This is a genomic window from Microbacterium hydrocarbonoxydans (genome assembly GCF_023715885.1).
Taxonomy (GTDB): Bacteria; Actinomycetota; Actinomycetes; order Actinomycetales; family Microbacteriaceae; genus Microbacterium; species Microbacterium hydrocarbonoxydans_C.
Genome location: NZ_JAMBOY010000003.1, coordinates 135,742 through 152,259, shown reverse-complemented (window position 1 = coordinate 152,259; position 16,518 = coordinate 135,742). Strand labels below are relative to the sequence as shown.

Genomic DNA, 16,518 nt, shown 5'->3' with positions numbered 1-16,518 from the left:
CCTCCTGGGTACGCGCCGCGAGTGAACACCGCGCGACAGGAGGGTTACCGGCACCCGTCAGGCGGGCAACACCCGTTCGACGAGCTCGCGCACCGCACCGCGGCCGCCCCGCCGCGTCAGCACGACCCGCGCCTCGGCGAGGACTCGCGGGTGCGCGTTCGCGACCGCGACGGGCCACCCGACGATCCGCATCGCCGGCAGGTCGTTGACGTCGTTGCCGAGGTAGGCGATCTCGTCGAGCGCGATCCCGTTCTCCTCGGCCCACCCACGCAGCGCCGACTCCTTGTCGTCGATGCCGTGCAGCACCGGGACCCGGAGCTTCTCGGCCCTGGCACGCACCACCGCGTTCACCTCGGTGGAGAGGATGAGCATCGGGATGCCGGCCTTTCGCAGCAGCGAGACACCCATGCCGTCCTCGCGGCTCACCCTGACCCGCTCGATGCCGTCGGCGTCGACGCTCGCGGTGTCGTCGGTGTGCACGCCGTCGAAGTCGGTCACGACGGCGCGCACGGGGATCCGCTCCGGCGTCTCGTGCAGGGCGGCGAGCGCGCGGGCGATCTCGAGCTGCTGTGCGTCGTCGATCTCGACGGCCGACCACTCGGGCACCTCAGCGATGCGGATGCGGCCGAAGAAGCGGTGCTGCGCCTCGCGGAACCCGTCCGCCCGGAAGACGTAGAACGCTCCGGTCTCGAGATAGTGCGGCTCGCGGTCCTGGCGCCGCGGGCGGTACCCCGCCTCGTGGTTGATCGCGACGGCCGCGTCGTCGCCCGTGCGTGCCCAGAGGAATCCGTACGTCTCGAAGGCCGAGAACACGCTGTCGGCGCGGTCGTCCTTGATGTCGCGCACGGCACCGGCGAGTGCCCCGGCGGGGATGAACGGCGACGTGGCCTGCAGGAATGCCACGACTTCGACCCGCTCCCCCGCGGCTTCGATCTCGTCCAGCGCATGCAGGATCGCGCTCTCCGACGATGCGGCATCTCCCGAGAGCTCGTCGGGTCGTCGCACGATCACCGCTCCCGCGGCCGACGCGACCGCTGCGATCTCGGCGTCGTCGGTCGACACCGCGACGAGGTCGATCCCCTCGGCGGCCAGGGCGGCGCGCACCGCGCGCTCGATGAGCGGCACTCCACCCACACGCTGCACGTTCTTGCGCGGAACGCCCTTCGATCCTCCTCGTGCCGGGATGATCGCGACCGTGCGCCCGGTCGTCGTCGCAGACTCCGTCTTCGTCATCGTCATCGTCATCGTCCTCTCAGGACGCGCCATGCGCGTCCGATGCGGCGTCGAGCGCCGAGTGCGGTGAGCCGAAGCTCCTCCACCCGCCCGACACCGCCCGCCGGCCGCAGCGCGCGATCCATCAGGCTCGGCGGCGGCGCCCCGGGCAGACGCAGCTCGGCCAGACGCTGCGGCGAGAAGTAGCGATCGCGATCGACGGAGCGGATGCCGCGAAGCAGCGCCTCCGCGCGCGGACGCAGGTGCGCGGCCACGAGCGGCTGCATGGCATAGCCCACGGCGTCGATCAGCAGCTGCAGCTGCGCCGGTTCTCCATACGGCGAGTCCGCTCGGGTGAGGACGTCGACGATCGTCGCGGGGATGCGGTTGCTGTTCTCGAAAGGGGTGAGTCGGCGCAGCAGGGCATCGGTGCCGACCGAGTCGATGTCGCGACCGAACACGCTCTGCACGGTCGGCAGCGCGGTCGAGAAGCCGGCGATCACGGTGCGTGCATCGAGGCGATCCGCGAGCACCTCCGCCGACAGTCCGCCGCGGTACTCGACGAACTCGACGGACATTGACCGCGCGTGCTCACGCAGCGCGTCGGTCACCCGGGGCGGAGCGGAGGGATGCGGTTTGAACACGATCCGGCTCGGTCGCCGCCGTGCCGCGAGATCGATCATCTGCCGCTGCTGGGAGACCTCCTCGGCATCCGAGAGGAGCCCGAGAGCGGCGAGATACTGGCCGAGCACGAGCACGGTGTCGCCGTCCCCGTGCTCGACCGCCTCCTCCGGAGCCGCCTCGAGCAGGGCACGGCGGAATGCCTGGGCGGGGACGGGCACGACCGTCGCGCTCGGCGAGGCCGCCAACGGCGCCACTCCCGGGACGACGTCGGCGTGCACCACTCGGCCGATGCGCGCGGTGATCGTGTGGGGCAGTTTCACGCGCAGCGGCGAGTACGTCATCAGCCCGTCGCCCATTATGGTGATCCGCGCACGGGGGAAGAGCCGCATCAGCGTCAGCGCCGGCGCGACCTGAGGGCTCTGCACGAGGATCTCGAGGTCGTCGCCGTCGAGGCCCCAGGCGCGCGTGAGCAGACGCTCGAGCACGGGAAGCTCGGCCTTCTCCGGCTTCCACGCGCTCGGATGCAGCGGTCCCAGCAGCTCGTCGAGATCCTCGATGCGGTCGAACCGTGCGCGCAGGCCCGCGAGCGCCGGGTCGTGGAGGATGCCGACGGTGGTCTCCGGCACCCGGGCGGAGACGAAGGGAACGAGCACCCGGTCTTCGTCATCGCCCAGCAGACCGGCATCGAGCGCGGCGACCGCCGTCGTGAGGGCGTATGCGCTGTGCAGCGCGAACAGCTGCGTCATGCCGCCGACTCGACCGAGCGCAGGAGCGACGCGAGCACCCGACGCCGCGGACCGTCGAGGCGCCCGAGAACGGCATCCGATTCGAGCGCGGGCAGACGGCCGAGCAGCCCCCGGATTCCGGACCGCATCTCTGCGCGCAGCCCGGGCGTCATCCGCCGTGCACGGACGAGGTGGCGCGAGCTGAGGGCGAGCACCGTCCATACCGCCTTGGGCAGGAAGCGCTCGGCCTCGGAGTCCGCGCCCACGATGTCGAGCACCTCGTCCATCGCCGTCACGAAGTCGAGCTGCCGACGATCGCGCACCTGGGTCAGCGAGGTCGACACCCCACGGCGATACAGCAGCGCCGGAGCGTCGACCACCGCGAACGACCTCGCCTGCAGGTGAAGCCGCCAGATCCACGGGCGGTCCTCCGCCGTGAAGAGACCGGGGGTGAAACCGGCGAGGCCCTCGTCGAGCACGCGGCGGTGCAGCATCCCCGCCCAGGCGAAGGGGTAGTCGACCATAGTGGGCTCATCTTCGGGCAGGATCGCGTCGCGCGGAGACTGGACCTGCTCCCGCCACGGGTGCGGCGCCCTGACCAGCCCTCGCACCCCGTCACGCACGGTCACGTGGTCGGTGCGCACGACGTCGCAGTCGAGCTCGCGCAGCCGACGCGCCAGCACCTCGAGACGACGCGGCTGCATCCAGTCGTCGCCGTCGAGGAAGCAGAACGCCTCCCCTTGGACCTCGGCGAGTCCCTGGTTGCGTGCGCTCGCCAGGCCGCGAGCGCGCGGGTTGAAGATGACGGTGGCGTGCGGCATCCGTTCGGCGTAGGTGCGCATGATCGCCCCGGTGTCGTCGCGGGAGCCGTCATCGATCGCGACCAGCTGCAGCGCCGCCGGGTCGTCGAACTGTCGGGTCAGCGTCTCCAGCGTCGTGCCGATGTACGCGCCTGCGTCCTTCGCAGGAAGGATGACGGTGACGAGCGGTGTGCGCACGGAGCTCCCGGTGGTGGACGGTCCCGGCATGGTCGCAGGCGCTCGTTGCCGGGCGGCGACGCGCAGGTGAACGGGGGGTGACCCGGAGCGACGCGCCCCGTCGCATTCGCGCACGAGTGGCGGATCGGCGACGATGGGAGGATGCTCTGGCCGTTCGGAACCACCTGGCGCCCCGTGCGGCAGAAGCGCCGAGACGCGGTCGACCTGCGGTGGCTGACCGCCCGGTCGTGGACCAGGCGCTGGTATCCGCAGGGCGTCGACCTCGGCGTCTGGCACGGACGACACACCCTGGCGGTCAGCTGGTTCCGGCAGCGCCTCGACGGGCACCATCTGGCGTCACGGGTCGCCCTCGTCGACCTCGACCGCTCGCGCCACCTCGACGTGCTGCTGGCCGTCGAGGAGGACGGCGAGCTGCAGCCCGCACCGATCCACGCCGGAGGGCTGGCCTGGTTCGACGACCGGCTGTTCGTCGCCGCCACCCGCGACGGCATCTGGGAGTTCGACCTCTCGCGGGTCCGCCGGGTGCGCGGCGCCCTCGCTCGGCGCCTGTCCGGGTCGACACGGCGCGGTCCGCGCGTCACCGCTCTGGTCGCGGTGCGCACTCGCGTGCACCCGGTCGCGCTGCGCTGTTCGTACATCGGCCGCGTGTTCGACGCCGAAGGAACCCCGCTGCCGCGCGTGCTGATCGGCGAGTACCGGAAGGACGACAGCGGCCGGATCGGCGAGTTCTCGCTGCCCGAGGGAGACCATGGTCGCTTCACTGAGATCGAACGCACAGCCCCCGGCATCCCGCGCATGCAGGGTGCGGTGCGCTGGGGCGAGCGTCACTTCGTCTCGCAGTCCGATCTGCTCCGCCCCGGCGCGCTCTGGATCGGCACCCTCAGCGGTCTGAAGCGGAGCGCCGTGCCACTGCCCGTCGGGTGCGAGGACCTCGCCCTCGACCTCGATGCCGGCTACCTGTGGACCCTCGGCGAGCACCCGTGGAAGCGCGTCGTGCGCGGCATCCCGCTCTCGTCCCTCGATCGCTGAACGCTTCGCTCCCAGCCGGCTGCTGGACACCCGAACGTAGACTGTCCTGGTGAAGAAGCCCGCCCCTCTCCTCGTCTACACCGTGCTGCGGCTGCTGGCATTCCTCGTGCCGCTCGCCGTGATGTGGTTCTTCTTCCCGATCTTCCGCGAGTTCTGGTGGCTCGCTGCGATCTTCGCCGCGCTCATCGGGGCCAGCATCTCGATGCTCTTCCTGCGGACTCCGCTGTCCGACGCCTCGGCGCGCATCCACGAGCGTCGTGAGGGACGCCCGGTGGCCGGTCAGGCCGACGCCGATGTCGAGGACGCCGCGGTCGACGAGTCCGACCGCCCCTGACGCGTCTCGGCGTCAGCCGGCGAACGCCCAGAACAGCGCGCCCGCGTAGAGCAGCGCCGTGAGCGACGTCAGCGCGAGCGCGATCACGAGCTCCTTCGGCTGGCGGTACGTCCACACGATGAGGATCGCCGGGAGCCCCGCGAGCAGCGCGAGCACGCCGATCCACGCGATCGGGTACAGCAGCGCGAGGAAGACCAGGATGCCGAAGGGCGCCAGCACGAAGAGCGTGAAGAGCACCTGCGTGGGGCGACGGCCGATCAGCACCGTGAGCGTGCGCTTGCCGACCACGCGGTCCTGATCGATGTCGCGGAGGTTGTTGGCGAGCAGCACCGCGCAGGCGAAAAGTCCGGCGGCGATCGCCCCGAGCCATGCCTGCTGCGGGAGCTGGAAGACCTGCACCCACGTGGTGCCGAGAGTCGCGACGAGCCCGAAGAACACGAACACGAAGACCTCGCCCAGCCCGAAGTAGCCGTAGGGTCGCTTGCCGCCGGTGTAGAACCAGGCCGCGACGATGCACGCGGCGCCGACCGCCAGCATCCACCACTGCTCCGTGCGGATGACGATCGCGACGCCGACGGCCGCGGCGAGAGAGAAGAAGACCAGTCCGATGATCAGCACGGTGCGCGGCTTCACGCGCCGGGAAGCGGTGAGCCGCGCCGGGCCGACCCGCACGGCATCCGTGCCGCGGATGCCGTCGCTGTAGTCGTTGGTGAAGTTCACGCCGATCTGCAGCAGCACGGCGACGGCGAGGCAGGCGAGGGCGATGACCCAGTGGAACTCGGGTCCGGTGCTGCGCGCGGCGCCGGTGCCGATGACCACCGGGGCGATCGCGAGCGGAAGGGTGCGCAGGCGCGCAGCGCCGATCCAGTCCCGAGCCGTTATGGGCCCGGCTTCGACGATCGGCTTCTTCGCGGGGTTGCCGCTCGCCCGCACGGGCCTCCGCGGCGAGGGCCGGCTCTTCTTCTTGCGCTTGGTCGATGCTGCCACGGAGGGAATCCTACTGGCCGGGGCTTTCCCGGCCCGTCACGGATTGGGGTTCGAGTCCTTGCCGTCCAGCCACAGCGTGTCGCTCTTGTCGCCGTGCGAGCCGCCCGTGCCGACGTGCTTGTCGCTGATCTTCGGCCCCTTGAGGATGACGTGCACCATGGCCTGCGCGTGCCCGTGGCCGAGGGAGTACTCCTCCTTGAGCCAGTTGAGGACGACGGCGGACTTCGTCGTCTCGTCGAAGCCCTTCTCTTTCGCGAGTTCGATGAACTGCCGCGGGGTCAGTCCGGTCTGGGTCTCGACCTTGTCGAGGTATGCCTGGAAGGACATCGGTGCTCCTGTGCGTCGGTTGTGGTCACCGTATCGCGCTCCGCTCGGCGCGCGCTATCCCTCGGCGACCGTGACCAGCGGTCGGTGCTCGTAGTACGTCTGCAGCACGACCGTCGTCCGGGTGTTGACGTTCGCCGCGAGGCGGATGTCGCGGACGAGCTCTTCCAGGTGGCGCGGCGTCGCGACGCGGACGAACAGCATGTAGCTCGCATCCCCGGCGATCGAGTGGCATGCCTCGATGGCCGTCAGGTGCTCGAGCAACTCCGGGGCGTCGTCGGGCTGGGCGGGGTCGAGCGGCGTGATCTCGATGAAGGCCGACAGAGGGGCGCCGACCTGCTCGGGGTCGAGAATCGCGCGGTAGCCGCTGATGACGCCGCGCGTCTCGAGCCGACGGAGCCGTGACTGCACCGCCGACACGGAGAGGCCGACCGAGTCCGAGAGGTGGGCGAGCGTGGCGCGGCCGTCCCGGGAGATCTCGGCCAGGATCGCGTGATCGACAGAATCATCCATGGATGTAAGATTATCGTCAGGATTCCGTTATGACCGGAAAATTTCCGTTTTTCATCCCGATCGGAGGTTCCATGTCCACTCCTACCCTGAACAGCCAGGCCATCGTCGGCGAGCCCGAGGTCGTGGAGGACGCGGCGACCGCCGAGCAGTCCGCGGCGTGGGCGCAACTCAAGGACGCGGCCATCGCCCTTCGGGAGATGCAGGTCAAGGACGGGTCGATCCCGGACGCCGGGCACCACGCCGCCGCGCGCGAACTCGTCGCCGCGATCACGGCAGGCATCCGCGCTCTCGCCCCCGCTTTCCCGCATGACGCCGAGTACCTCGCGGCATCCGTCGTCGATTTCGAGCGCTGGTCCGCAGCGGACTTCGGCGTCCCCGACTTCCTCGACTCGCTCATGGCCTTCCAGCCGCAGCAGCACCGCGTGGACGGCATCCGTCACCTCGTGGTTTTCCCGATGTACACGCAGAACGGCTCGAGCGACCGTCTCGTCGAGGCGCTCATCGTCGAGACGATCTGGCCGGAGTTCATCGCCGCCCTCGAGGCCGGCGACTACGGCAACAAGCTGTTCGTCTCGCTGCGCCTCGTCGACTTCACGCCCGGGTACGACACGAACTCGGCCGTGCTCTTCCCCGAGACCGTCGCGATGCGCGAGATCCCTTCGTTCACCTGGGGCGCGATCTTCCAGGACCGCGAGGCCGCGCGCTACCGCCGCGTCGTCCGCGCCGCCGCCGAGATCACCAACCTCGAGCTGCCCGAGCGCGCCGCCGCGATGCTCGATGACCAGGCGCAGACCGAGCGCGCGTTCGTGATGTGGGACATCATCCACGACCGAACGCACATGCGCGGCGACCTGCCGTTCGACCCGTTCATGATCAAGCAGCGGATGCCGTTCTTCCTGTACTCGCTCGAAGAGATGCGCTGCGACATGACGGCATTCCGCGAGTCGGTGAAGATCGAGCGCGCCCTGACCGCTCGTCGGGAGGCGGGCGAGCAGCTCACCGCCGACGAGCAGGAGATGCTCGATCACGCGGGACTCGTGCAGTACGCGGTGATCTTCGACCGGATCTTCCGCTTCGCGATCACCGGCACGCGCACCCGCAATTACGACGCGGTCGGCGGTCAGCTGCTGTTCGCATGGCTGCACCAGCGCGGCGTGCTGCACTGGACCGACACGGCCCTCGCGTTCGACTGGGACAACGTGCCCGACGCGGTGGTGGCCCTCGGCGACGCGATCGACGACCTCTACTGGCACTCGATCGACCGTCCGAAGGTCGCGCACTGGCTCGCCGCCTATGAGCTCGTTCGCGGCACGCTCACCCCGCACCCCGCCTCGCAGTGGGCCAGGGGGCTGTCCGACGAGATCCTCGCCGGAGCACCCAAGGGCTATACGGATGCCGTGATGGACGACGAGTTCCCGCTGTCGATGTTCTTCGAGACGCTCGACAAGAAGATGAAGCCGGTCATCGAGTCGACCGTCGGCATCCGCGGCTCCGACGACTGATCGATCCTCTCCGGGATCCGGTGCGCGTTCTGCGGCCCAACGCAAGTTCTGCGGCCATCTCGTGCCGCACTGGCCGCAGAACGTACCCATCACCGCAGAAATGACCCACCGCGAAAGGTGACCACATGAGCATCGACGGACGCACCATCGTCCTGGCCGGTGCGACGAGCGCGTCGGGACTTGCTGTGGCGACCGCGCTCGTCGCCGCGGGCGCGCGGGTGATCGCGACCGGCCGATCGAATGCCGGGCTCGCACCGCTGCGGGAGCTGGGTGCTGAGACGGTCGCGGCCGATGCGACGTCGCTCGCGGAGATGAGCGCACTCGCATCGAGCGTCGGTGCGGTGGATGGCGTGATCCCGCTCGTCGGCGGATGGCGCGGCGGCGGTGGGCTCGCCGGACAGACTGACGAGGATCTGCACGCTCTCCTGCCGGCCTTCGAGGCGGTGCGGGCGACGAGCCGGGCCTTCGAGCCGCTGCTGCGGGAGTCGGATGCCGGGCGCTTCGCGCTCGTGTCGTCGACGGCGGTGGCTCGGCCGCTCGCCGGAGGAGCGAACTATGCCGCGGTCAAGGCCGCGAGCGAAGCCTGGGGACGCGCGACGGCGCAGGGGTTCGCGAAGGCGGCGCGCGATGCCGGGGGGCCTCTGCGCGCCGCCTCCGTGATCTTCCGGGCAAAGGCGCTCGACGCGGACTCGCTCGCCTCGGCGGTGCTCGGGCTGTGGGATCGTCCGGCCGATGAGTTGAACGACCGCATCCACGACATCTGAGCCCGAGCTCTCCGGGTCGTCGGAAACCTCAGAACTCGCGTCGCATGACTACCCGACGGGTCGTCGGGTGGCTGACCTCGACGAAGCCCGCCGCAGCGAAAGCGCCGACGGATCCGACGTTCATCTCGCCCCAGGACACCGTCGATCCGGCCGTGAACATCGGGTACCCCTCGATCGCGACCGCGCCCCGTGATCGCGCGTGGTCGACGGCCGCGGCGATGAGCGGACGGGTGAGCCCGCGGCCGCGGAATCCGGGCCGGACGATCAGACAGGTCACCGCCCAGACACGATCGTCATCCTTGTCCTCCTGCCTTCCCTTCCACGGCACCGACGACCCGCGCAGTCGCCCGTAGACGCTACGCCGGTCGACCGCGCACCAGGCGACCGGGGCCTCGTCGAGGTACCCGACGAGGCCTATCGTCTCCCCCGACCGAGGGTCGTCGCAGTGCGCCTCGCTTCGCAGGAGGTCGCGGCGCTCGTCGACAGGCATATGCCACCAGTCGCCGTCGCCGAGGCGTTGCCGCTCGCACTGGCACCGGCCCGCGGTTCCGGTCAGGATCGCCTGCAGGTCGTCCCACCGCGCCTCGTTCGCGGGCACGATGCGGAGGTCGGGGGTGCCGTGCGTCGGCCGTTGCGGAGACTCGTCCGCGTCGTCCTCAGTCCCCGGCACGATCGCGCTCCGCCGAAGGCGCCTCTTCCGCCGACGCTCGGCCGCCTCGCGCCGATACCGGGTCGACCAGCGCCTCTGCGGCTGGCGCTGTCCTTGATGCATCCGCTACCTCTTCGGCATGTGCGGTCGCTCCGGCATCCGCAGCCTCCCCGACATCGACAGCCTCGTCCGCATCCGCACCGACGTCCGCAGCCTCCCCGGCATGCGCAGCCTTGCCGGCATCCGCCTGCGGGTCCTGCTCCGGGGCGTTCGCGTACAGGTCGGTGAGCTTGCGGTACGACTTCGTGAAGAACGCCAGTACGCCGACGACCACCATGATCAGCCCGGCGAAGAGGCAGATGAGGGCGATGCCACGGGCGTCGCCCTCGCCGAGCAGCCATTCCCACTGGCGCTGCCCTGCCGAGGAGTCCATGTACGGGATGATCAGGAACTCCGCGATCGGAGCGATCAGGAACGCCGTGATCGGAGCCGCCGCCGCCTCCATCGCGGCCGCGACGCCGAACACGCGACCCTGACGGTCGTAGCGGACGACCTTCTGGATGACCGTCTGCTCCGCCGCCTCGGCGGGCGGGACGAGAGCCATATAGACCCACATGCCCAGCACGTACAGTGGCCACCACTCGCGGAGCATGAAGATCGACCCCAGCAGCCCCATCGCGATGACCACGAACAGCAGCGTGCGCATGGGCTTCGCGCCGAGACCGAACTTCGCCACCAGCGCGCCGCCGATGATGAAGCCCGTCGAGGAGAAGGCGAGGGCGAAGCCCCACATCTGCGCGTCGAAGAGCGTGAGCCCGTACGGGTCCATGAGCGCCATGTAGACGCCGCCGATGAGGTTGTTGAAGGTCGAGAAGACGATCAGCGCGAACAGGCCGGGGGCGAGCTTGATCGCGGCGACGCTGCCCCGGAAGTCGAGCGCGCTCGGCGCGTCGGGATCGGGTGTCGGCGTGCCCTCGGGGATGCGGATGAAGAGCAGGTGCACGAATGTCAGCACCATGGCGACGATCGCGATCCCGAGCGTCCACCCCATCCCGAGGAACCCGATCGACAGCCCGGAGAACACGCTGGTGACGAGGAACGCCAGCCCCTGCACGGTGCCGACGAGGCCGTTCGCGTTCGCCCGCCGCTCCTCGGGGATGAGGAGGGTCACCGTCGTGGAGAGGGCGATGTTGCGGAGCTGCTCGATCACGCCACCGAAGAGGATCACGAGCGAGAAGATCCAGAACCACGGTCCGCCGAGGTCGAGCAGGGCGGACTCGGGCTGCCAGACGTAGAGCACGCCGGCGACGAGGAAGGCCGCAGCCGAGATCACGCTCGACAGCAGCATGACGGTGTGCTTGCGGTGACGGTCGACGATGGTGCCGAAGATCATCGCGAAGAACGCGATGAACAGCATGTACGCGCCGCCGATGATTCCCGTGGCCAGCACCGACTGAGTCTCGATGTACACCCAGAACGTCAGCGCGAACCAGAGGAAGCTCGTCGTCACGTTGGCGATGAGCGTGTTGACGAGAACGTTCGCGAAGGCCCTCTGGGCGGCTGTGCGTTCCATGGCTCCGAGGGTAGGACTCCCCTCCGACATTGGGTAGGGGTATCTGCGGCGGCGATTAGGCTTGACCGGTGAGCATTCAGCATGACCCCGCGATCCGCGGCTTCGCCAGCGACAACTACTCCGGCGTCCACCCCGAGGTCCTCGCGGCCATCGCGGAGGCGAACGGCGGGCACCAGATCGCCTACGGCGAGGACGCCTACACCGAGCGTCTTCAGGAGGTCTTCCGCTCCCACTTCGGCGAGGGGATCGAGGCGTTCCCGGTCTTCAACGGCACCGGGGCCAACGTCACCGCTCTGCAGTCGATGCTCCCCCGGTGGGGCGCCGTGATCGCGGCATCCTCCGCTCACATCAACGTCGACGAGGGCGGTGCCCCGGAGCGCATCGGCGGGTTCAAGATCCTCGCCGTGCCGACCGACGACGGAAAGCTGACCCCCGAGCTCGTGGACCGCGAGGCCTGGGGCTGGGGTGACGAGCACCGCGCGCAGCCCCTCGTCGTCTCGATCACCCAGTCGACCGAGCTCGGCACGCTCTACACGGTCGACGAGATCCGTGCACTGGCCGATCACGCCCACGAGCGCGGCATGCGGCTGCACCTCGACGGCGCGCGCATCTCGAACGCCGCAGCTGCCCTCGACCTGCCGCTGCGCGCCTTCACCCGCGATGCCGGCGTCGATGTGCTGAGCTTCGGCGGCACCAAGAACGGGGCCATGCTCGGCGAGGCGATCGTCGTGCTCGACCCCGAGGCGTCCACCGGACTCACCTACTCACGCAAGTTCAACATGCAGCTCTCGTCGAAGATGCGGTTCGTGTCGGCGCAGCTGATCGCGCTGCTCGACGGCGACCTGTGGTTGCGGAACGCGAAGCATGCGAACGCGATGGCACGGCGCCTGCGCGGGTCGATCGAGGCGGGCATCGCCGACGGCTCGATCTCCGGCGTGACGTTCACGCAGCCGACCCAGTCGAACGGCGTCTTCGCCGCCCTTCCCGACGGCATCGCCGACAGCCTGCGCGAGAGCTTCCGCTTCTACGACTGGGATGCCGCGCGAGGCGAGGTGCGGTGGATGTGCGGCTTCGACACCGAGGAGTCCGACGTCGACGCCTTCGTCGCCGAGCTCGCGCGGCTCACCACCGCCTGAGCGCAGGGCGCTTCCACTCCCGCCGGTCACCGCCTCGTCGCCGAGGCCCCTGTTCATCGCCGACGCCCCTGTCCATTGACGTCAATGGGCAGGGGCGTCGGCGTTCAGCAGGGGCGTCGGCGCCCGATGTACCGGTATCAGCGAAGCAGGCCGAGGTTCGCGAGCGCGAGGCGGACGAGCGTGCCGCGTCCGCCTTCCATCTCGGCGGCGACGGCGTCGGACGCAGCCGCTTCCGGCGAGAACCATGTGACCTCGAGAGCGTCCTGACGAGGCTCGCAGGTGCCGGTCACCGGCACCACGAAGGCCAGCGACACCGCGTGCTGACGGTCGTCGTGGTACGCGCTGACACCCGGGATCGGGAAGTACTCGGCGACCGTGAAGGGCAGCGGCTGCGGCGGCAGCAGCGGGAAGGCCATCGGCCCGAGATCGTTCTCGACGTGCCGGAACAGCGCGTCGCGGATCGTCTCGCCGAATCGGACGCGACCGGAGACGATGGTCCGCGTGATCTCGCCGAGCGGGGTCGAGCGCAGCAGGATGCCGATCTCGGTGACCTGACCCGAGCCGTCGGTGCGCACCGGGATCGCCTCGACATAGAGCATGGGCAGCCGGCGCCGCGCCTCCTCGAGCTCGAATTCGCTCAGCCACCCGGGGTTCGCGTCAGGAGCGGGCGGCTGTGCGTCGCCGAACGCGCCGATGCCGTCGTCGGGTTCTGGTTCGGGATCAGGTGTGCGGACGGCCATGTGTCCTTTCTACCAGCCGCCTCCGCGGCCGGACAGCGACGACCGGTATGCCGCCCGCGAGCTCCGATGTCGGACCCCGCTGGCAGGATGGGAGGCGTGGGCGAGGAACTGATGCTCGACGGCGCGCTCACGCGCTGGTCGACGACCGAACGGACGGGGATGCCGTTGCTCGTGCTGCTGCACGGATACGGCGCCGACGAGCACGACCTCTTCGGCCTGGTACCGTACCTGCCCGAGGGCATCGCCGTGGCATCCGTCGCCGCCCCGCTGGCGCCGCCGTGGCCGATGCCCGGCCGCTCCTGGTATCCGATCGAAGGCCTCGACGGGCGCAGCCCGACCGCCGTCACCGCAGCGGCGCGCGCCTTCTTGCACTGGCTCGAATCAGAGCGCGGTGATGCCCCATCCGTCGCCCTCCTGGGTTTCTCTCAGGGAGCCGCCGTCGCCCTGCAGGCCCTGCGCCTGGCGCCCGAGAACGTCGACGCGGTCGTCGCGCTGAGCGGCTACGCAGCACCGGGCGAGCTGCCCCGCGACAGCGAACTCCCCGAGCTCCGACCGCACGTGTTCTGGGGACGAGGGACGAACGACGACGTCATCCCCGCCGCCCTCGTGGCGCACACGGCGGAGTGGCTTCCCGCCCACGCCGAGCTGTCGGGCCGCGTGTACACGGGCCTCACGCACAGCATCTCGGAGGACGAACTCGGCGACGTGCGGACGTTCCTCGACAAGTGGCTCGAGCGCATGCGCACCACAGAGGGCTAGCGCGGGGCGGGATCCTCCTGCTCCGTCCCGTCGTCGCCGGTCGGGTCTTCCGGCATCGCACCACGACGGCGCCGCCACGGCGCCTGGCCGATCGCGACGGAGAGCGAGAGGCCGATGATCACGCCGATGCTGATCCCGAGGATCCAGTTGTCGAGGGAGACGCCGAGCGCGACGCCGATGCCCATGCCGATCGCCAGGCCGGCGCCGAGGCCCAGACGGGTGCGCATCTCCTGGGGGCTGGGTTCGCGATCTGCCATGACTCCACCGTACGGACGGCGCGCCGATCCGGCATCCCCCCGCTCGACGCACGCCCGTCGCGCCGTCGCGACACGCCCGGGGTTGCGCATCTGCGACACGCCCGGGTATCGTCGTGGAGTCCTGTCCGCCGTGTCTGGAAGTCCCTTGATCTGAATCGTCGCCTCCGCGCTCTCTCATCCGCGCGCTGACCCGACGATCGCCGACTCCACGGCCGACCACCGCCCTCCGTCTCTCTGACGACCGCCGCTCCTCGCGGCTGCGCTCCCGGGCGTTCGATCCCCGAGCAGGGCGACCGGTGTCAGTGCACCCCGCACTCGACAGGAGACCCCATGACCACCCCCACCCTTCATGCATCCGTCACGCTCGACCGCGTGACCTTCACCTGGCCCGACGGCTCGACGGCACTCGACTCGGTGTCCGGATCCTTCGGCACCGGGCGCACCGGCCTCGTCGGCCGCAACGGCGCGGGCAAGTCCACGCTGCTGCGGCTGATGGCCGGGGAGCTCGAGCCCGCGTCCGGATCCATCTCGACGACAGGTGAGGTCGCCTTTCTCCCGCAGCAGCTGACCCTCGAGGTCGAACGCAGGGTGGCCGACCTGCTCGGCGTCGCCGCTGCGCTCGACGCCGTGCGTGCCATCAGCGCAGGAGACGTCGATGCCGCCCACTTCGACGCGGTCGGCGACGACTGGGACATCGAGGCGCGCGCCGAGATGGCCCTCGCCGATGCCGGACTCGCACCCGAGTTCCTCGACCGCCGCGTCGGGGAGCTCTCGGGCGGCGAGGCCGTGCTCGTCGCGATCGCCGGCATCCGCCTGCGCCGCGCGCCGATCACGCTGCTCGACGAGCCGACCAACAATCTCGACCGCGATGCGAGGGCGAAGCTCGCCGCGATGGTGCGCGCCTGGAAGGGCACGCTCATCGTCGTCAGCCACGACCTCTCGCTGCTCGAGCTCATGGACGACACCGCCGAGCTCTACGCCCAGACGCTCAGCGTGTTCGGCGGCCCGTACTCGGAATGGCGTGCCTGGCTGGACGCGGAGCAGGATGCCGCGAGGCAGGCCGAGGCGACGGCGAAGCAGGAGTTCCGCAAGGAGAAGCGTCAGCGGATCGATGCGGAGGTCAAGCTCGCGCACCGTGCCCGGACGGCGAAGAAGGCCGAGATCGAGAAGCGCGTGCCGAAGATCATCGCGCACGGGCGCCGGATGGCCGCCGAGGTGTCGGCCGGTCGGCTGCGCACCGAGGTCGGTGCCAAGGAGAATGCCGCGCGGGCGTCGCTCGAGGAGGCGGGGCGCCGCATCCGCTCCGATGCGTCGATGAAGATCGAGCTGCCGGATCCGCAGGTCTCGCGCACGCGCCGCATCGCTGAGATCGGCGACGGCGAGCGCTCGTGGGTCGTGCAGGGTCCGGAACGGGTCGCGCTCATCGGACGAAACGGGGCCGGCAAGACGACGCTGCTCGAGGACCTCGTGCATCACCGGGTGCGGGGTCCACTGACCGCGCTCCCGCTGACGGATCGCGTCGGGTACCTGCCGCAACGGGTCGACGGGCTCGACGAGACCCGGTCGGTGGTCGAGAACATCGCAGCTGCGGCGCCGCACCTTCCGGAGAAGGAGCTGCGCAACCGATTGGCGCGGTTCCTGATCCGTGGAGCGACGGCGGATCGCCCCGTGGCCGCACTGTCGGGCGGGGAACGGTTTCGCGTCGCGCTCGCGAAGCTGCTGCTCTCCGACCCCGCGCCTCACCTCGTGCTGCTCGACGAACCGACGAACAATCTCGACATCGACACGGTCGACCAGCTCGTCGAGGCGCTGAAGGCCTATCAGGGCGCTGTGCTCGTGGTGAGCCACGACGATGCGTTCCTCACGCGTTTGGACCTCGACCTCACGCTCGAGATCGACGGCGACGGGATGCTGCAACAGGTCGAGTGACGTTCACGGTCATGCCCGCCGGCTCCGCATCGCCCTCGTGTGGGCGATCGCGGGGTCGGCGGCTCGCAGCGCGTACTCCTCGGATTCGCGAGGGACGAGAGCGACCCTGCCCTCGGCGTCGTGATCGATGCCCCAGCCGTAGCGCTTGCCGAGCGGCGAGGAGCGCAGGCAGGGCTGGCCCTTCGCGAAGAACGCCTCGCGCGCCGCGGCGTCATCGGGATCGATGCCCTGACGCAGCGCATGGGTCTCGAAGATCACGTCGTCGGACGTGCGCCCGTACGGCCTCTCGCTGATCAGCCGGTAGTGCAGCGCCGCGATCGTGGGCTTATCGCCGGAGGGCGGCTCCTGCGCGTGGTCGGTCGGACAGTCCTCGGCGACCTCGATGAACGTGGTGCGGTAGTCAGTGGTGTGCGTCGCCATGCTTACAGCATGCGCCGGGGGTCGGACAATCCGGAACCCCATG

Annotated in this window: 18 protein-coding genes; 7 read left to right on the top strand and 11 right to left on the bottom strand. The window is 70.0% G+C overall.

The genetic code is table 11. From position 1 onward, the window contains the following. Nucleotides 1-57: 57 nt before the first annotated feature. Genes M3195_RS09010 through M3195_RS09000 form a run of 3 tightly spaced genes read right to left on the bottom strand, consistent with a single transcriptional unit; the run spans nt 58 to nt 3,589 of the window. Nucleotides 58-1,239, bottom strand: coding sequence for an acylneuraminate cytidylyltransferase (locus M3195_RS09010; RefSeq protein ID WP_251586759.1), 1,182 nt, complete (start codon nt 1,237-1,239; stop codon nt 58-60). Nucleotides 1,240-1,241: 2 nt separating this feature from the next. Continuing rightward, the gene (locus tag M3195_RS09005) at nt 1,242-2,582 is read right to left on the bottom strand and encodes an alpha-2,8-polysialyltransferase family protein (RefSeq protein ID WP_251586757.1); all 1,341 of its coding nucleotides are present in this window, start codon (nt 2,580-2,582) and stop codon (nt 1,242-1,244) included. Continuing rightward, on the bottom strand, nt 2,579-3,589 hold the full coding sequence (locus tag M3195_RS09000; protein WP_251586755.1) for a glycosyltransferase family 2 protein: 1,011 nt from the start codon (nt 3,587-3,589) through the stop codon (nt 2,579-2,581). Before M3195_RS09000 ends, M3195_RS09005 begins: the two co-directional genes overlap by 4 nt. Nucleotides 3,590-3,700: 111 nt before the next feature. Between M3195_RS09000 and M3195_RS08995 the strand changes: the two genes are divergently transcribed. Both M3195_RS08995 and M3195_RS08990 read left to right on the top strand, forming a co-directional pair. Then, a complete protein-coding gene (locus M3195_RS08995; RefSeq protein WP_251586753.1) occupies nt 3,701-4,588 on the top strand; it encodes a hypothetical protein in 888 nt (295 codons plus the stop codon). 49 nt (nt 4,589-4,637) lie between these two features. Continuing rightward, entirely contained in the window at nt 4,638-4,922 is a 285-nt protein-coding gene (locus M3195_RS08990; RefSeq protein ID WP_251586751.1) for a DUF4229 domain-containing protein, read from the top strand. A 12-nt stretch (nt 4,923-4,934) separates the two neighbouring features. On the opposite strand, the gene M3195_RS08985 is transcribed toward M3195_RS08990, so the two are convergent. From M3195_RS08985 to M3195_RS08975, 3 genes are read right to left on the bottom strand one after another with little or no spacing between them, the layout of a single operon-like run. Then, nucleotides 4,935-5,909, bottom strand: coding sequence for a 1,4-dihydroxy-2-naphthoate polyprenyltransferase (locus M3195_RS08985; RefSeq protein ID WP_251586749.1), 975 nt, complete (start codon nt 5,907-5,909; stop codon nt 4,935-4,937). Between the two features lie 36 nt (nt 5,910-5,945). After that, entirely contained in the window at nt 5,946-6,236 is a 291-nt protein-coding gene (locus M3195_RS08980; RefSeq protein WP_251586747.1) for a DUF4287 domain-containing protein, read from the bottom strand. Between the two features lie 54 nt (nt 6,237-6,290). Further along, nucleotides 6,291-6,746 carry an Lrp/AsnC family transcriptional regulator gene (locus M3195_RS08975; protein ID WP_251586745.1) on the bottom strand — a complete coding sequence of 152 codons (456 nt, stop codon included), beginning with the start codon at nt 6,744-6,746 and terminating at the stop codon, nt 6,291-6,293. 71 nt (nt 6,747-6,817) lie between these two features. Between M3195_RS08975 and M3195_RS08970 the strand changes: the two genes are divergently transcribed. Together M3195_RS08970 and M3195_RS08965 are read left to right on the top strand one after the other, a co-directional pair. After that, complete coding sequence (locus M3195_RS08970) at nt 6,818-8,248, top strand: DUF6421 family protein (RefSeq protein ID WP_251586743.1); 1,431 nt, start codon at nt 6,818-6,820, stop codon at nt 8,246-8,248. Between the two features lie 125 nt (nt 8,249-8,373). Beyond that, entirely contained in the window at nt 8,374-9,012 is a 639-nt protein-coding gene (locus M3195_RS08965; RefSeq protein ID WP_251586741.1) for an SDR family NAD(P)-dependent oxidoreductase, read from the top strand. Nucleotides 9,013-9,040: 28 nt separating this feature from the next. On the opposite strand, the gene M3195_RS08960 is transcribed toward M3195_RS08965, so the two are convergent. Together M3195_RS08960 and M3195_RS08955 are read right to left on the bottom strand one after the other, a co-directional pair. Beyond that, nucleotides 9,041-9,682, bottom strand: coding sequence for a GNAT family N-acetyltransferase (locus M3195_RS08960; protein WP_251586739.1), 642 nt, complete (start codon nt 9,680-9,682; stop codon nt 9,041-9,043). Next, nucleotides 9,669-11,234, bottom strand: coding sequence for an MFS transporter (locus M3195_RS08955; RefSeq protein ID WP_251586737.1), 1,566 nt, complete (start codon nt 11,232-11,234; stop codon nt 9,669-9,671). The genes M3195_RS08960 and M3195_RS08955 overlap by 14 nt, the downstream gene beginning before the upstream one ends. 68 nt (nt 11,235-11,302) lie before the next feature. On the opposite strand from M3195_RS08955, the gene M3195_RS08950 reads away from it, so the two are divergent. Next, on the top strand, nt 11,303-12,370 hold the full coding sequence (locus M3195_RS08950; RefSeq protein WP_251586735.1) for a threonine aldolase family protein: 1,068 nt from the start codon (nt 11,303-11,305) through the stop codon (nt 12,368-12,370). A 137-nt stretch (nt 12,371-12,507) separates the two neighbouring features. On the opposite strand, the gene M3195_RS08945 is transcribed toward M3195_RS08950, so the two are convergent. Further along, complete coding sequence (locus M3195_RS08945; protein ID WP_251586733.1) at nt 12,508-13,110, bottom strand: DUF4916 domain-containing protein; 603 nt, start codon at nt 13,108-13,110, stop codon at nt 12,508-12,510. A 96-nt stretch (nt 13,111-13,206) separates the two neighbouring features. Here M3195_RS08945 and M3195_RS08940 point away from each other — a divergent pair, with 96 nt between their 5' ends. Then, the gene (locus tag M3195_RS08940; RefSeq protein WP_251586731.1) at nt 13,207-13,869 is read left to right on the top strand and encodes an alpha/beta hydrolase; all 663 of its coding nucleotides are present in this window, start codon (nt 13,207-13,209) and stop codon (nt 13,867-13,869) included. Here the strand turns inward: M3195_RS08940 and M3195_RS08935 are convergent. Continuing rightward, the gene (locus tag M3195_RS08935) at nt 13,866-14,126 is read right to left on the bottom strand and encodes a hypothetical protein (RefSeq protein WP_251586729.1); all 261 of its coding nucleotides are present in this window, start codon (nt 14,124-14,126) and stop codon (nt 13,866-13,868) included. The genes M3195_RS08940 and M3195_RS08935 overlap by 4 nt on opposite strands. Nucleotides 14,127-14,456: 330 nt before the next feature. Between M3195_RS08935 and M3195_RS08930 the strand changes: the two genes are divergently transcribed. Next, complete coding sequence (locus tag M3195_RS08930) at nt 14,457-16,055, top strand: ABC-F family ATP-binding cassette domain-containing protein (RefSeq protein WP_251586727.1); 1,599 nt, start codon at nt 14,457-14,459, stop codon at nt 16,053-16,055. Between the two features lie 9 nt (nt 16,056-16,064). Here the strand turns inward: M3195_RS08930 and M3195_RS08925 are convergent, their stop codons facing one another. Beyond that, nucleotides 16,065-16,475, bottom strand: a complete 411-nt coding sequence (locus tag M3195_RS08925) for a DUF6157 family protein (RefSeq protein WP_251586725.1) — start codon at nt 16,473-16,475, stop codon at nt 16,065-16,067. Nucleotides 16,476-16,518 lie beyond the last annotated feature (43 nt).

Excerpts from the sequence above, each read along its gene's own strand:
- M3195_RS08935 (WP_251586729.1), bottom strand. The coding sequence starts at position 14,126 with ATGGCAGATCGCGAACCCAGCCCCCAGGAGATGCGCACCCGTCTGGGC.
- M3195_RS08975 (WP_251586745.1), bottom strand. The coding sequence starts at position 6,746 with ATGGATGATTCTGTCGATCACGCGATCCTGGCCGAGATCTCCCGGGAC.
- M3195_RS09010 (WP_251586759.1), bottom strand. The coding sequence starts at position 1,239 with ATGACGATGACGAAGACGGAGTCTGCGACGACGACCGGGCGCACGGTC.
- M3195_RS08945 (WP_251586733.1), bottom strand. The coding sequence starts at position 13,110 with ATGGCCGTCCGCACACCTGATCCCGAACCAGAACCCGACGACGGCATC.
- M3195_RS08955 (WP_251586737.1), bottom strand. The coding sequence starts at position 11,234 with ATGGAACGCACAGCCGCCCAGAGGGCCTTCGCGAACGTTCTCGTCAAC.
- M3195_RS08995 (WP_251586753.1), top strand. The coding sequence starts at position 3,701 with ATGCTCTGGCCGTTCGGAACCACCTGGCGCCCCGTGCGGCAGAAGCGC.
- M3195_RS08980 (WP_251586747.1), bottom strand. The coding sequence starts at position 6,236 with ATGTCCTTCCAGGCATACCTCGACAAGGTCGAGACCCAGACCGGACTG.
- M3195_RS08925 (WP_251586725.1), bottom strand. The coding sequence starts at position 16,475 with ATGGCGACGCACACCACTGACTACCGCACCACGTTCATCGAGGTCGCC.
- M3195_RS09005 (WP_251586757.1), bottom strand. The coding sequence starts at position 2,582 with ATGACGCAGCTGTTCGCGCTGCACAGCGCATACGCCCTCACGACGGCG.
- M3195_RS08965 (WP_251586741.1), top strand. The coding sequence starts at position 8,374 with ATGAGCATCGACGGACGCACCATCGTCCTGGCCGGTGCGACGAGCGCG.
- M3195_RS08970 (WP_251586743.1), top strand. The coding sequence starts at position 6,818 with ATGTCCACTCCTACCCTGAACAGCCAGGCCATCGTCGGCGAGCCCGAG.
- M3195_RS09000 (WP_251586755.1), bottom strand. The coding sequence starts at position 3,589 with ATGCCGGGACCGTCCACCACCGGGAGCTCCGTGCGCACACCGCTCGTC.
- M3195_RS08930 (WP_251586727.1), top strand. The coding sequence starts at position 14,457 with ATGACCACCCCCACCCTTCATGCATCCGTCACGCTCGACCGCGTGACC.